Genomic DNA, 14,943 nt, shown 5'->3' with positions numbered 1-14,943 from the left:
ATAAGATGTAATACCAAATTAATATTTCCAGTTGCAAGATATGCAGTAAAACAACGCATTCCTAGCATATAATTCAAACAGAATACAAGGTAGAGTAGATTGTGTTATTCTTTTCAGCGCATTTTTCTATTGTATTCCAGCACTGGTATAGCCCTCTTGGGACATGAAAGCACCCTTTCCATTTCCCTCCTTTTAATGGTAGCAGTACTTCTCCTCGCCGGTTCAAATAGCCAAACCATTCCGGGAATTCATTATCTTTGAAATGCGACCATGTATACGTATGAACTTTCTCAAACCAATCCAGGCAAGCTTGAGAGCCTGTTAATTGGTATCCTTTAATCATCGTAATTAAGGTTTCAATATGAACCCACCACAATTTCTGATCCCATTCCAGTTGTTGGGTAGGATGCCCGTCCCTGTCCCTGTAATAAAAAATGCCGCCATATTGTTCATCCCACCCGAATTCTACCATTTGAACCGCAATTTGAGCTGCTTTTTCAACTAATTCAGGGCGATGCAACCTGACTCCCAAGTCCATAATAAACCACATGGCTTCAATTGCATGCCCGGGATTGATCACCCTGCCGTCGAAAGAATCAGAAAGGCCTTCGGTACCTACCAAAACATTTTCAACAATCAAACCTAGTTCGGGTCGGTAAAACACATCCATCACTTCATGAATGCAACTTTCAATAATAGAATGCATAAGATCTTCCGGTAGCAGGTGCTCAATCTCCAACGCAAGGTTGCAAAGGATCATAGGTAAAGCGAAATTTTTCAGATCACGTGTTCCGGGGACCGTTTTATTCCACTTACCTTTGGGATTATCTGTTTTTGATAAGATGAGGTCAAATGTCTTCTTCGCAATGTCTGCATATTCACCATTTCCTGTGGCTTTATACAACTGCCCAAATGCCATTGCGGCAAAAGTATACGAAAAGATATTATATGGCTCTATAAGGGGTCTCCCATCCTGTGTTAGAGAAAAATACCAATTGAATGAACCGTCATGTCCGAACCTTTTCAAAAATTCTCCTCCCTGAACAGCACATTGCAGCCATTCAGGATTAGGTTCTACATTGTTGTACATCATGGCAAAAAGCCACACCTCACGTCCTTGTAGCCAAATGAATTTATCAGTGTCATACACATGACCTTCACGGTCCAAACAACTAAAATATCCGCCAAATTGCTTGTCTTGCGAGTTATTCAACCAAAAAGGCAAAATATTTTCAAATAACTCTTTTCGATATTGATCAGCTAAAATATTAAAATCCATAGATCTCATTTTTTGGTATTTAACTGGTTACTCTATATACTTCTCAGGATAAAGAATGTAAATAGATTTATTATTCATAGGAGCAAACTAGTCATTACTTATTTATTATATAGCGAATATATGTAATAAATATAAATAATTATTGCGCATATTAAAAACATTATTTCTTTATATCGGAGATACTTTGTAAATATATTTATTATATACAGCGACAAATATAAATATATTGTTATTAAACATGCAATTATATCTCTCATTTTTTATATCACCATATAGTTAATCTATCACAAAAAACAGACAATGCATTATACCTCTATATTACAATGATTTAATAGCAACAAAAAAGCATGTTTACCTTATGCGTAGCTATCTATATACATTATTTATATTAAAATCAACATAAAACTGGATTATTTGAGCCATAAATTCTTGGCATTAATACGTGTCCCAGGCTAATTAACACTTATAAAAACAGAGACAACTCATTTTTATGAACAAATCTTAGATGGAGATGGATTCAAAAAAGGGGAAGATCACAACAAAAAGAAGTACCCTCTTTAAAGCGTTATCCAACGTTCTTGAGAAGAAATACATGCAACAATCTCGCTTTGAATATACGAAAGCGAAGCAAGTTCGATATTTTTGAAAGAAGATGGCGATGAAAAAACAATAAAGGGAAAGCAGAGATAAATACAAAAGGGGAAAAAGAAGGCAACGCCCCTTCTTCAGCGTAAACAAAACCAGGAATACTCGTGGAGGCTAATAGGGAGAAAATAGGTTCATAATAATTCCGCTAAGAGGGCACGGGCGGGTCTGAACTCCCAGCAAACACACTATTATGTGACACATACCATGCATGTGTCAGAGAATAACTTTTATGGAAAAGAATACCGTCTGAAAATAAGGCTATGCTCTTTTACCATAGCTAAGTCTACAGCAAAAGAGAAGGAGGTTGATTGAGCCACTCTTACAAAGCGGCATTTTATTGCACATCCATAACCTTTCCTGTCCCAGTGTACTTGACCGGAGAAGGAAGACCATCAAGGCCAACATTGCCAAACTCGACGCCAACACTTAGAACCAGGGAAACACTCTCAGGCAGATCATTCACATCAATTGGCATCTGCAGAGTTTGCGCTAACGCAGGAGCCGTACCACTTGTTGGCAACCATTCTGTCACAAAGGCTTCCTGAAATCGGGAAAAATCAGGGAATGCCGGCGCATACTGTTTCTTCTCTTCCGAGAAACAGATATCACAAACAGAACTAAAAGAAACGATAATCCTGAAATATGGCAAACTCCGGTAATTATAAAGATACATTCCGGTGTTATTAGCTGGAATGTTTATTCCGGCTGTACCTGTTTCCCGATGAATCAAAGCGGTAATAGGTACCCTCAGCACATTTTCCAATACCTGCTTCCGACTAAGGCTAAACCCAGCCAACAACTCTTTGTGCTGGGAAAGGTAGAGGGCACGCCTGCCGTGATTATTCCCGGCATCGAACGATTGAATTTGTTTTGCCATAGCATTCAACGATCCGATTACCGGATAATCCTCCACTCCTTTAAGCGCACGAAAAGCCTCGCGGATAGCACTTGCCATTTGAGTGCAACCTTTCCACTCTTCATTATTGCATCGAACCTTTTCAAATGCCGGAGATGTTTTAATCATCCGTTTACTGGGGCCTCCTTTCGTGCGGACATACACACGATCGCTCCCCTGAATCGTATAAAAGGTTGTGTTTTGCAACGAACCGGTTATTTGTTGAAATCCTTTTACAACTGCCATACTCAGCTATTTTTTATTAAGTGCTCAATGTATTTTGAAGCTGCTTTTTATTAGCCCTATTATAAGACTACAAATATATACATAATAAAGAAGTCATCTTGACTTTTTCTGTTTAGTAATTTTCTTAAGTAGTATCACGATAAAAGCGATAAGGTTAAAGCTTTGCCAACTGGAGCAAGTAACATCAAATCTGTTCAATAGAGATCTGAAACTATCCATCCATGCATTGGTTCTTTCTATGCAATAGCGTTGCTGATAGAGCAATTCATCGAAGAATATATCATCCGTATGTGCTGCGTTACGCCAGTTAATAGCGATGTTGGGTATTATTTCATGGGAAGAACAGAATTCTCTGAACTCCGCAGAGTCAAAACCTGCATCGGCATTAAGAAAAAGACCATCAACTCTTATATCGGAGTTATTCAGCGAATCAATAATGTCGGTAAAACGTTCTTTAATTTGATGTAAATCATTGTGATTCCCTTCTATCGGGTCTGATATGGCCAATGGGATACCTTGTCTGTCTGTAAGATAAAGAGCATTGGTAGTCTTCCTTTTCTTCCGACCCTGATAAGCAACCTGTTCTCCTCCACGTAATGCGGGGGTATGGCTGCCATCCAAATCAACACTGGACATGTCCAATGAGGCTCTGTATTTATTCAATAAACCAAACCAGATTTGTTGTAACACTCCTGATTTACACCATGTACGAAAATAACCGAAAACAGTCTTATAATGCAATACGACATTAGAAAATAAACTTTTAACGGGCAACATATGCCATTGACAACCTGTTTTTAATTTGTACAATATGCAGTTAACAATCTCGGCGATATCACACTTTGTCCTGAACCCTCTCTTGGGTACAGGGATGAATGGCACTATTTCTTTATTTATTGTATCTTTGTCGAGTACTAAGTACATGGGGAAGAGTGGTGTTTTATAGTTTTGCTTTTCATAAAACGGCTCTTCCCTTTTTTTAGTATTTAAAGCTTGTAAAAGTCAAGACGAATTCAAATTATTCCCATACTTAAATCTAATATATCCCATACTAATATAGTATGATATATCTATAGTATATCTATGGGATATCTATATTTTATCTATGAGATATAATATCGCTAAAATTTTTCATATAGGGCAAACTTGGCATTTAATCCCCGAAAAAAAATGGGAAAGAGGAGCTTTGCAGGGACTGCACAAAATAGAATCCCAAGCCAAAAGCAAAAAGCGACAGGCTTATATAAGACTAACCGCCAAAGATTTTTTGTAATTTTGCATCTTTGTTGTTCCTTGGGAGTGGTGTGTATATACAACCAGGCAAAGCGAAATTTGTGTTATTATGCAAAGATCTCAGTAAGCCTTAGGGGATACAAGAGACGAATCCCCTCCCCTTTTCCGAAAGGACAACAGAGGATATTACAAATCAGAAAAAGAATTTCAAACAGATGACATTATATTACGACGTTATTATAGTTGGGGCAGGCCACGCGGGATGCGAAGCCGTCAGCGCAGCTGCAAACATGGGATCAAAGACGCTTTTGATCACAATGGACATGAACAAAATAGCCCAAATGAGCTGTAATCCGGCCATGGGAGGCATTGCCAAAGGGCAGATCGTACGGGAGATCGATGCGATGGGAGGCTTTTCCGGCATTGTTTCCGACCGCACCGCTATTCAGTTCAGGCTGCTGAACCGCTCCAAGGGGCCTGCCATGTGGAGCCCTCGTACGCAAAATGACCGACAACAATTTATCCTTGAGTGGAGGCATATTCTTGAAAACACACCCAATCTGGATATCTGGCAGGATGCCGCCATGCAACTCCTTGTCACCGGGGACACGGTAGAAGGCGTGAAAACCCAGATGGGAGTTGAGGTCAGAGCGAAGTCAGTTGTGCTTACCAACGGGACTTTTTTAAATGGATTACTCCATATCGGAGCCACTCAAATAGCCGGTGGACGTATTTCAGAAGCTCCATCAACAGGGTTAACCGAGCAACTGAAACAATTAGGATTTGTTGCCGGGCGGATGAAAACCGGCACACCTGTACGCATCGACGGGCGAACCATAGACTTTTCGAAGACAGATGAACAACAAGGAGAAGATGACTTTCATAAGTTCTCATTCCTACCCTCTGTACAGCGTCAATTGCCACAAAAAAGCTGTTGGATTACGTACACAAACGAAACGACGCACGCCATTTTGCGGGGAGGACTTGACGTTTCACCGCTTTACAATGGGCAGATTCAAAGCATCGGTCCCCGCTATTGCCCGAGTATAGAGACAAAAATTGTCACATTTGCTGATAAAACAAGGCATCAACTATTCCTGGAGCCTGAGGGGGTCAACACTCATGAATTTTATCTGAACGGATTTTCATCATCCCTACCAATCGATATTCAGGTGAATGCCCTAAAGACAATCCCTGGATTGGAGAATGTAAAGATCTACCGGCCCGGGTATGCCATCGAATATGATTACTTTGACCCGACACAACTCAAACATACGTTAGAGACAAAAAGAATAAAAAATCTCTTTTTTGCCGGGCAAATCAACGGGACAACAGGCTACGAAGAAGCTGCCGGACAGGGTCTGATTGCAGGAATAAACGCCCATATCAACTGCCACGGAGGCACCCCATTCATCCTTTCAAGAGATGAAGCCTACATTGGCGTACTTATCGATGATCTTGTGAACAAAGGCGTAGATGAACCCTATCGGATGTTTACCTCGCGCGCTGAATACCGGATTTTACTCCGGCAAGACGATGCAGACATGCGACTGACTGAAAAATCACACGAAATGGGATTAGCAACAAAAGAGCGCATTGAGCTCACAAAGACAAAGAAAAAAGAGCGGGATGCCATAATTGATTTCATCAGGAATTACTCGATTAAGCCGGATGAAATCAACGGTTTTTTAGAAAGTATAAACTCCTCCCCTATTAAGCAACAAATAAAGCTTATTGATCTAACGCTTCGTCCGGAATTAACCATCGAAAAACTGAGTACTGTCATTCCTAATCTGAACGAAAAAATTGGCACTATTTCGGCACAAAAAAACGAAGTAATCGAAGCAGCAGAAATCGCGATTAAATACCAGGGATATATTGAACGGGAAAAACTGATCGCAGACAAACTACAGCGACTGGAAACTATCCGCATCAAAGACAAGTTTGATTACGAATCCATCCTGTCTCTCTCAATCGAAGCCAGGCAGAAACTAAAGCGAATTGACCCCGAAACAATAGGACAAGCGAGCCGAATTTCAGGAATCTCGCCAAGCGACATCAATATTTTACTGGTACTTTTAGGCAGATAAATAAATCGTTCCACGTGGAACAAGGAACAAGGAGCTCTCATTATATGTTCCACGTGAAACATAAACCTTATACAAATGGACTTGGAAGTTATTAAATTATCTATCCGTGATGTTCCCGACTTTCCTTCGAAGGGAATTCTTTTTAAAGACCTGACAACTGTTTTTAAAAGCGGGGAACAATTGAAAGAGTTGACCAATATCCTCTATGAGCACTACAAGGGGAAAGGATTAACCAAGATTGTCGGTATTGAATCAAGAGGATTTATTATGGGCCCTATCCTTGCTGAAAAATTAGGGATTGGATTTGTCCCCGTCCGCAAAAAGGGGAAATTGCCGGCAGATACCATAGAAGAAAGCTACGAAAAAGAATATGGTATCGACACCATCCAGATACACACGGATGCACTTACTGAAAATGATGTAGTGTTGCTCCACGATGATTTATTAGCTACCGGTGGGACAATGAAGGCAGCCGAAAACCTTGTAAAGAAATTCAACGTAAAGAAAATCTACATTAATTTCCTTGTCGAGCTGGATTTTCTGGAAGGCAGAAAATTGTTCGGGGAAGAGATTGAAGTAGACTCTATCATTCATTTTTGATTTGAAAATTTAGAGAGGGACTCCCGATGCCTCAGCCGAAAATAGATATAAGCACACTTCCGGAAGAGCCCGGCGTTTATCAATACTTCAACCAGGAAGGGGAGATAATTTACGTAGGCAAAGCGAAGAATTTAAAAAAGAGAGTCTCCTCCTATTTCTCCAAGCAACATGAAAACCGGAAACTGGTTGCATTGGCCAGACAAATCGCCAGTTTAAAATACATCGTTGTTGAAAGCGAAGAAGATGCATTGCTGTTAGAGAATAATCTAATCAAGCAACATCATCCGCGGTACAACATCCTGCTAAAGGATGACAAAACCTATCCGTGGTTATGCATTACTAACGAACGATTCCCACGTGTATTCAAGACCCGTAAAATTATCAACGACGGATCCAAATATTTTGGGCCTTTCAGCTCTGTTAGCACCCTCACTACCCTACTCAATACGTTGCATGAGATTTATCCTATCCGTACATGCAAGCTACGATTAACTCCTGAGAATATTGAAAAAAAAGCATTCCGTGTATGTTTGCAGTACCATATTCACAGATGCCTCGGCCCTTGCGTCGGATTGCAAAACGAGGAAGATTACAATCGGATGATTGCCGAAATTGAGCAAATTACAAAAGGAGATATCCAAGCTGTAAGCAAATATATGCTACAGGAAATGCAACAGCTAGCAGGTCAGCTACAATTTGAAGCCGCACAAAAAATCAAAGAAAAATATGAATTACTCGAGCGATACAAAGCGAAATCTATTGTCACGACTCTAACAGAACATGAATTTGATGTCTTCTCTTATGATGAAAATGAAGATTCTGCATATATCAATGTACTCCATATTGCAAATGGAGCTATTGTACAAGGAGTTACGGTAGAATATAAAAAACGCTTAGATGAACCGAAAGAAGAGATCCTTGGGCTGGCAATTGTAGAATTAAGAGAACGACTGAAAAGTAATGCCAGAGAAATTATTGTCCCTTTTGCTCCCGACCTACATGAGGAAAAACTAACCCTAACAATTCCAACAAGAGGAGACAAGAAGAAACTTTTGGCACTATCCATTCAAAATACAGAGACCTATAAAGCTGAAAAACAGAAGCAAGCAGAGAAATTAAATCCAGACCAAAGAGTAATCCGAATATTATCATCACTTCAGAAAGACTTGAATATGAAAGAATTGCCAATTCACATCGAATGTTTTGACAATTCAAATATTCAAGGGACAAATCCAGTAGCCTCATGTGTCGTCTTTCAACGAGCCAAACCTGCAAAAAAAGAGTACCGTCATTTCAATATAAAGACTGTCGAAGGCCCTAATGATTATGCTTCTATGGAAGAGGTCGTATTCAGACGCTACCACAGACTAAAAGAAGAAGGGACTCCCCTACCCCAACTTGTGGTGATTGACGGAGGGAAAGGGCAACTTGGCATGGCAATGGGAGCACTAAGGCAATTAGAGTTGGATAACCAAATTACTGTTATCGGCATTGCCAAACGCTTAGAAGAAATTTATTTCCCTGAAGATCCTATCCCACTATATCTAGATAAGAATTCAGAAAGCCTCAAACTGATACAACAAATCCGGGACGAAGCGCACCGTTTTGGGATCACCCACCACCGGCTTAAACGATCGAAGACACAAGTAACATCCGAGCTTGATTCCATTCATGGAATAGGAGAAAAAAGCAAGCAAGCATTACTTCAGCATTTCAAAAGTGTGAAACGACTCAGAAGCGCAACAAAAGAAGAAATTGCTGAAATTGTCGGAAATGAAAGAGCTTCACGAATTTACAATCACTTTAACCCCGATTTGACGCGTTGAGAATTGAATATTTACATTCTGATGTCCATCTGGGAGCAAAATTTTCAAAGGTAACCCTCTTAAACGGGGGAAAAGGTAAGCAGCAAGACGGAGACGAAAAATGATGCGTTGTTGAAACGAATCGGATTTCGTAACTTTGTAGCCATAACAAAAAACGATTTTGCTGTGAACATCATAACGAACTTATCCATTCAAGACGGAGAGCAAATCGCTGCCACCGTAGGTTTTTTTGATGGCGTACATCGCGGCCACCAATACATCATCGAACAGTTAAAAAAAGTAGCAAAGGCTAACGATATAAAATCTGCCGTAATAACCTTCAAGACACATCCACGCAAGGAGCTCCATAGCGAATTCGTTCCCCAGCTGTTAACTACCCTTGACGAGAAACTCGAACTACTAGCAAAGACAGGAATCGATTATTGCATCCTACTAGACTTCAACCCAGAGATTCAAAACCTTTCCGCCGAAGAATTCATAAAGACTGTATTAAAGGAGAAATTACATGCCAGCCATTTTTTAACAGGCTATGACAACAGGATCGGAAAGGGAAGAAATGATGATTTTGAAAAATATGTTCAATATGGGGAAGAAGTTGGGATAAAGGTGATAAAAACAGAAGAATTTTTATTTGAAGGGAAACAGGTCAGCTCATCCGAAATAAGGAGACTGATGAGTGAAGGAGATATTGCCGTTGCCAACAAACTATTAGGATATAATTTCAAACTTACAGGAACCGTGGTAGAAGGGCAACGGAACGGGAGAAAAATAGGCTATCCCACAGCAAACATACAACCATATGATAAAGAAAAGATAGTCCCATCCAATGGAGTTTATGCCACATGGACCATTTTTGAAAACCTCAGATACCCAGGGATGCTCAACATCGGTCAACGACCTACTTTAATAGAAGTTCCCAACAAGGAGACTATAGAAGTGCATATTCTAAATTTCGATAAAATGATTTACGGACAAGAAATAACGATAGAAATCATAAAAAGGTTCCGTGGAGAAAAGAAATTCGAAAACCTAATAGCATTAAAAGCCCAACTTGATAAGGATAAAAAAAGAGTAATCAGTATATTAAATAAAAACAACCATCCATAGAATCTCCTTATCTACCTATGAAAACCACATTGATAACCTTTATAACAATAGTTATGCTAAATACAACAGGCGCAACCGTTGCAAATACTAACCCGTTTTTTGAGAAATATAATACTCCATACGGAGTACCCCCCTTTGATAAAATTGTTGCCTCAGACTACCTCCCTGCATTTGAAGAAGGGATAAAGCAACACGAAAAAGAGATTGAAGCAATAGCCAATAATCCTGCTCCACCGACATTTGAAAACACAATTGCCGCTTTGGATTACTCGGGAAAATTGCTGTCGAATGTAAGTATGGTATTTTTTAATTTGCTGGAATCGACCAGTAATGATACCATGCAAAGTATTGCAGAGAAGATAACTCCAATGCTTACAGCGCATAATGACAACATTATGCTAAACGAAAATTTATTTCACCGCATTGAAACTCTCTATAACAACAGAGAAAAACTGAAACTTACACCTGAACAACAAAGGGTTTTAGAAGAAGAATACAAGGATTTCGTCCATCAGGGAGCCTCTTTAACCCCAGCACAAAAAGAGCAACTCAGGGAGATCAACACAACGCTGGCGATGCTTGAACTTAAGTTCAGCAATAATCTGCTGGCAGAGACCAACGATTTTAAACTTATTCTTGATAATAAAGCCGACCTTGCAGGGCTGCCGGAAAATGTTATCCAGACAGCAGCCGAACAGGCCAAAACCGATGGTGTACCCGGGAAATGGGTTTTCACCATGCAAAAAAACAGTTGGATACCCTTCCTGACATACAGTACACACCGCGACCTGAGGGAAAAGTTATACCGGGGGTATTTCATGCGCTGCGACAACAACAACGCATATGATAACAAGCAGATCATCCTTGACATTATGAAAAACAGGATTGAACAAGCCAACCTGTTAGGATATAAAACACCTGCCGATTATATTTTGTCAGATAAGATGGCCAAGACTCCGGCGAGAGTTGATACGCTCCTCATGCAGCTCTGGAGGCCTTCTGTAGCAAAAGCCAAAGAGGAAGTAAATGAAATGCAGGCTATTATTGACAAGGAGCATGGTGGATTTAAACTGGCCCCATGGGACTGGTGGTACTATGCAGAAAAGGTTAGAAAAGAAAAGTATGACCTCAATGAGGATGAGTTAAAGCCCTATTTCAAACTGGAAAATGTAAGAAACGGAGCTTTTGAGGTAGCCCATAAGCTTTATGGACTAAATTTTACGCAACTAAAAGATATGCCGGTATATCACTCAGATGTGGATGTCTTCAAAGTTACGGATGCAAGTGGGAATCTGATAGGTATCCTGTATACAGACTATTATCCAAGACCCAGTAAAACAGTTGGGGCATGGATGGACAACTTCCGTGGTCAATATATCGAAAATGGGGAAAATGTAAGGCCCGTTATTGTAAATGTAGGAAATCTGGCAAAACCCACAGCAACAGAGCCTTCCCTCCTCTCAATGGACGATGTCACTACGCTCTTTCATGAATTCGGGCATGCGCTTCAGGGGCTTCTATCGCAAGTGACTTATCCAAGTATAAGCGGCACAAACGTACCAAGAGATTTTGTAGAGTTTCCCTCCCAGTTTATGGAAAATTTTGCATTTGAACCTGAAGTTATGAAACTCTATGCTTTCAACTACAAAACAGGTAAGCTCATGCCGCAGGCGTTGATGGACAAAATTCACAAATCAGCTTATTTCAATCAGGGATTTGATATGACTGAACTACTTGCTGCAGCCATTCTGGATATGAAATGGCATGAATTATCAAGCATTAAAGGCATCCAGATAGATCAATTCGAAAAAGAGCAAATGGAACAAATAGGGCTGATCCCCGAAATATTACCCCGTTATCGGTCGACTTATTTCAAACATATTTTTAGCGATGACTATGCAGCAGGCTATTACAGTTATCCCTGGGCCGCCGTAATTGACAAGGATGCATTTTCATTATTCAAAGAAAAAGGTATCTTTGATCCGGCAACAGCTAATGCATTAAAAACTGATATTCTGGAACGGGGTAACAGTGTGGATCTAATGAAAGCCTATGTAAAATTCAGAGGTAGAGAGCCTAAAGTTGATGCACTATTAAAAAGTAAAGGGCTGGAATAAAAGCAGGATTAGACCGGCTATTTCGGGGAAAACTATTTGTTTTTGAAAATTTCAATAGCTATATTGCCACAAAATTTCGGACAAAGGGACATCCGATAATCAGGTTTTAGAGCTATACATGTTCAGGGAAGGATGGGTTTCTGATCAATTATGGCAAAGGCCAGTAAAACATCACAATGGGAATAAGCTTAAAGAATTACTTACGACCAAGCGTAACCAATATAGTCGTTACCATTGGAATTGCCATAGTATTATGGTTGAAAGAACTGCTTATCCCCACCCTACCCCATGTACTTAACCAGACAGCCATAGGTGAACTTTCAGATGCCACGTCCATCTGGCTTTCGTTATTCGCCACACTAGCTACCGGATATCTACTTTTCCTGCTTACTGAAAAGTTTAATTTTATTCAGAACCGTACCTACCTCCCCTTCTTCCTGTACGTAATTTTCAGTAGCACTCTCCCTGGCTTTTGGATTTTTTCCAACGGGAAAATCGGATTTCTACTGCTTTTGCTGAGTATCTGGGAAATACTTTCAACGTATCATAAGACAGATCCCACCAAATTAGTATTCAATGCATCAATGTTGTTGTCATTGAGCATTTTGATTGTACCGGAATATATCATTTTAGTTTTGTTTTTATTTATCAGCGTGTTTACCATCAACACCCTATCTTCACGAATTGTGCATGCAATCATACTAGGGTTAGCCACACCTGTCATTCTGTTAGGTGGAATTTATTATGCTACAGGTTCGCTACAGGAAAACACCATGCAATTCGTTCAAGGGCTGACGTTCAGGCTTCCGGCATGGGGAAATGATAATGTGTATATTATTTACCATATCGTCTTATTCCTGCTATCGCTCTTAGCGATAAGAGGCTGTCTCATGAATCGTTACCAAAGTAACATAAGTGAACGTAAAAACATTCATGTTATGATATGGCTTTTTGCTTTTCTGAGCATCATCATCACCCTGCGGATGGGGCAAAGCTCGGAAACATCAGCTGCATTTACAGGTATTATTGCTTTTCTGTTTGCCATCTTTTTTTCAAGCAACACATCTTCCAAAAACACTATTTTTTATTTCGTACTCGTAATGATATTTATAATTTATAACATCATCATGAGCTATGGAAGGATTGGTTGAATGGGGTTATATCGGATTATTCATTGCTTCGTTTCTGGCTGCCACCATTTTACCCATTGGCTCAGAAATCGTTTTTGCCGGCCTTATTTACGGAGGTTGGGATGTGTGGACATGCATTGCAGTGGCGACAATTGGCAATACACTCGGAGGTATAACAACTTACTGGCTTGGCCGATTAGGAAAGATCGAGTGGATTGAAAAATACATGAAAATCAAAAAAGAGAAAGTTGAACGGTTTGAACAAAAGATGTACAACCGTGGAGACTGGCTCGCTGTTTTTTCATTCGTACCAGGCATCGGCGATGTTATTGTTGTTGCCTGTGGATATTTCCGAACCAATTTCTGGGGTACAACTATTGCTATGACAATCGGGAAATTCGGGCGTTATGTAATCTGGATGTATGTACAAGGATGGCTAATGCACTAAAAGCGTTTTCTCCTGCTTAAAAGATGACTAATGGCTATCATGAGTTATTGACAATAACTCTGATAGTCGAAACTTTTTTATACATCTCCCAAATAGGTCTGTTGAATCTCATCAAATATCCGGAACAATTCATCGAGCGTTTCAGCCCTCAACATTCTGATCCTCATTTCACGAAAAAATGGGATACCCTTAAAAAGAGGAGAGGCTGCCAAATGGCGTCTGATGTGAAGAATTGCTTTTCTTTCATCCAGCCAGTTGATACTCTCATTGATTTGTCTTTTCAGTATATTAAACTGAAAATCAGATGATAATTCAGGAAGAGGTTCATTATGAAGTAAATAATGTTTCATTTCTCTGAACACCCAGGGCCTGCCAATGGATGCCCTTCCTACCATTACTGCATCAACACCATACGTTTGAAAACATTCTTTTGCCCTTTCGGGAGTAGTCACATCACCATTTCCGATAACCGGGATATGAACCGAAGGATGATTTTTCACCTCTCCAATCAAAGTCCAGTCAGCATCCCCGGTATACATCTGAGCACGGGTCCGACCATGAATTGCCAGAGCAGCAATGCCACAATCCTGCAACTGTTGAGCCAAAGAGACAATTATTTTAGAACGGTCATCCCAGCCCAATCTGGTTTTAACAGTAACAGGAAGAGAGACAGCTTTAACCACAGCAGAGGTAATGGCAAGCATCGTGGGAATATCACGGAGCAAGCCGGCGCCAGCACCTTTCCCAGCCACGCGCTTTACAGGACAACCAAAATTCAGATCAATAATATCAGGCTTAGCCTCGGCAGCAATTTTTGCTGCCTCTACCATAGAATCAATATCCCGACCATAAAGCTGAATAGCCACGGGCCGTTCCACGTCGCTCAAAATCAGTTTTTGCTCTGTCCGTTGCACGCTTCGTATCAAAGCATCGGCTGAAATAAATTCTGTATAAACCAAATCGGCTCCAAATTCTTTGCATAATAAACGGAAAGTCCGATCCGTAACATCTTCCATCGGAGCCAGAAACAAAGGATAAGAAGAAAAAGTACAATTACCGATCTGCATAGCGTAAAAATAAGCTGCAAAGATAGAGCGAAAATAAGTGGTTTCACATAACAAAACAGCGAGAGGAAGCAGAAACAAGATGCTTTATCCTTCATCTGAAGGGAATCCCATAAAGCGTGAAACCATGCATATTATTGATTTAATGATATTTGAAACACACAAAACAAAAGCAACAAGTATGGATAAATTCAATTATTATTGTATAACTTTGCGCCCCAAAATTCAGGCGGTACAAAGCCACCAATAAAATATCAATG

At 40.1% G+C, this 14,943-nt stretch carries 11 protein-coding genes; 7 read left to right on the top strand and 4 right to left on the bottom strand.

Going from position 1 to position 14,943, the window contains the following annotated elements:
- Positions 1-73 precede the first annotated feature (73 nt).
- The 3 genes from FHX64_RS13840 to FHX64_RS13830 all read right to left on the bottom strand — a co-directional run bounded on the left by FHX64_RS13840 (position 74) and on the right by FHX64_RS13830 (position 3,992).
- Positions 74-1,279: a n-acyl-d-glucosamine 2-epimerase gene (locus FHX64_RS13840; RefSeq protein WP_183414426.1), complete on the bottom strand. Its 1,206-nt coding sequence runs from the start codon at positions 1,277-1,279 to the stop codon at positions 74-76.
- A 982-nt stretch (positions 1,280-2,261) separates the two neighbouring features.
- Complete coding sequence (locus FHX64_RS13835; RefSeq protein WP_183414425.1) at positions 2,262-3,068, bottom strand: hypothetical protein; 807 nt, start codon at positions 3,066-3,068, stop codon at positions 2,262-2,264.
- A 93-nt stretch (positions 3,069-3,161) separates the two neighbouring features.
- On the bottom strand, positions 3,162-3,992 hold the full coding sequence (locus FHX64_RS13830; RefSeq protein ID WP_183411862.1) for an IS5 family transposase: 831 nt from the start codon (positions 3,990-3,992) through the stop codon (positions 3,162-3,164).
- Positions 3,993-4,516: 524 nt separating this feature from the next.
- On the opposite strand from FHX64_RS13830, the gene mnmG reads away from it, so the two are divergent.
- The 7 genes from mnmG (at position 4,517) to FHX64_RS13795 (ending at position 13,619) form a co-directional block, all read left to right on the top strand.
- Positions 4,517-6,391 carry a tRNA uridine-5-carboxymethylaminomethyl(34) synthesis enzyme MnmG gene (mnmG, locus tag FHX64_RS13825; protein ID WP_183414424.1) on the top strand — a complete coding sequence of 625 codons (1,875 nt, stop codon included), beginning with the start codon at positions 4,517-4,519 and terminating at the stop codon, positions 6,389-6,391.
- A gap of 75 nt (positions 6,392-6,466) precedes the next feature.
- A complete protein-coding gene (locus tag FHX64_RS13820; RefSeq protein WP_183414423.1) occupies positions 6,467-6,991 on the top strand; it encodes an adenine phosphoribosyltransferase in 525 nt (174 codons plus the stop codon).
- A 26-nt stretch (positions 6,992-7,017) separates the two neighbouring features.
- On the top strand, positions 7,018-8,817 hold the full coding sequence (gene uvrC, locus FHX64_RS13815) for an excinuclease ABC subunit UvrC (RefSeq protein ID WP_183414422.1): 1,800 nt from the start codon (positions 7,018-7,020) through the stop codon (positions 8,815-8,817).
- A gap of 111 nt (positions 8,818-8,928) precedes the next feature.
- The gene (locus FHX64_RS13810) at positions 8,929-9,924 is read left to right on the top strand and encodes a bifunctional riboflavin kinase/FAD synthetase (protein ID WP_221202221.1); all 996 of its coding nucleotides are present in this window, start codon (positions 8,929-8,931) and stop codon (positions 9,922-9,924) included.
- A 53-nt stretch (positions 9,925-9,977) separates the two neighbouring features.
- Positions 9,978-12,041: a M3 family metallopeptidase gene (locus tag FHX64_RS13805; RefSeq protein WP_246392497.1), complete on the top strand. Its 2,064-nt coding sequence runs from the start codon at positions 9,978-9,980 to the stop codon at positions 12,039-12,041.
- Positions 12,042-12,217: 176 nt separating this feature from the next.
- The gene (locus FHX64_RS13800) at positions 12,218-13,192 is read left to right on the top strand and encodes a DUF6427 family protein (protein ID WP_183414420.1); all 975 of its coding nucleotides are present in this window, start codon (positions 12,218-12,220) and stop codon (positions 13,190-13,192) included.
- A complete protein-coding gene (locus FHX64_RS13795) occupies positions 13,176-13,619 on the top strand; it encodes a YqaA family protein (RefSeq protein ID WP_183414419.1) in 444 nt (147 codons plus the stop codon). The genes FHX64_RS13800 and FHX64_RS13795 overlap by 17 nt, the downstream gene beginning before the upstream one ends.
- Positions 13,620-13,696: 77 nt before the next feature.
- Here FHX64_RS13795 and dusB read toward each other — a convergent pair whose 3' ends face one another.
- Complete coding sequence (dusB, locus tag FHX64_RS13790) at positions 13,697-14,686, bottom strand: tRNA dihydrouridine synthase DusB (RefSeq protein ID WP_183414418.1); 990 nt, start codon at positions 14,684-14,686, stop codon at positions 13,697-13,699.
- Positions 14,687-14,943: the final 257 nt, after the last annotated feature.

Source organism: Microbacter margulisiae (assembly GCF_014192515.1).
In the GTDB taxonomy this organism is placed as follows: domain Bacteria; phylum Bacteroidota; class Bacteroidia; order Bacteroidales; family Paludibacteraceae; genus Microbacter; species Microbacter margulisiae.
Note: the sequence above shows the minus strand (reverse complement) of the source record. Positions and strands in the feature narration are given on the sequence as shown.